Source organism: Brevibacillus sp. FW301-21C12A (assembly GCF_058788915.1).
On record NZ_JBYTBG010000114.1, the window covers coordinates 1 to 1013 of the forward strand.

Below are 1013 nucleotides of genomic sequence, written 5' to 3' on the forward strand. Positions count from 1 at the left end.
GTGGGCATCAAGAGAGCGGAGCAGCTCTATGCTGCCGCTACGGTCTCTATCGGGCTTACCGAGGGGCTGACAGCTGCCCGAATCGAGCTTGCCGCCTTGCTGCAGCAGTACGATCTGTACTGCAAGCAAGAAGAAAGCATTATGACGGAAGTCCTGCAGATTCTGGAGAAGATCCCCGGAACGAAGCAAATGCTGAGCATCCCAGGGATTGGCATTCTGACCGTCGCCGGCTTCTTGGCGGAGGTTGGCGATCTGAACAACTACGACCATGGACAGCAGATCATCCGTCTGGCTGGGCTGAATCTGACGGAGAACAGCTCTGGAAAACGTAAGGGAAAGACCGGAATCAGCAAGCGGGGGCGCTCTCGCCTAAGAGGCATCTTGTTCCGCTGCATGCTGCCGATGGTAGCCAAAAACAAAGAGTTTAAAGCGCTCCACGAGTATTATACAACGCGTAGTCAAAATCCGCTCAAGAAGAAGCAATCGATTATCGCCTTATGTGGAAAACTGGTTCGCGTCCTCTATACACTGGGGACAAAGCAGAAAGAGTATAACGCAAACGAAGTATTGGGGCCGATTCGACAAGCCCAGCTACAACAAAGTGCTGCATAAAGCTTATCAACAAACCTGTCATCTCGCTTATTCACATGTGTACAACCATGACAACGGAAGCACCGGAGAAGCCGAAGAATTATAATCCATAAGGGCAACGACCCAGTCGAGGAGCTAGAATCGGCCTCCACCCCTTGAGAGGTAGAACGAAGGAATGTAAGGGCATAGACCCAGCGTGACATGGGAGGGTAAACCCCGAGGGCGGATGTGGAGATCCACTGTGCGATCATACCTTTTTATCCACAGTCTGGAAACTGGTGATTGCAGGCTCTATTCCCGCCACAGCCCTTACAGAAATATTTGTATCTCCTTCAATCTTCCGACAAGAGCTTTAAGATGTCAAAGTTAAAAAACAGAGAATGAGCGAGAAAACAGGAGAAAACATTACTTTATAGTGGGAG

At 50.1% G+C, this 1013-nt stretch carries 1 protein-coding gene; it reads left to right on the plus strand.

The genetic code is table 11. The annotated features are described in order from the left end of the window. Window positions 1-612 (plus strand): transposase (locus AC3WQH_RS25490; protein WP_492332329.1); only part of this gene is annotated, 612 nt, incomplete at its 5' end. Window positions 613-1013 lie beyond the last annotated feature (401 nt).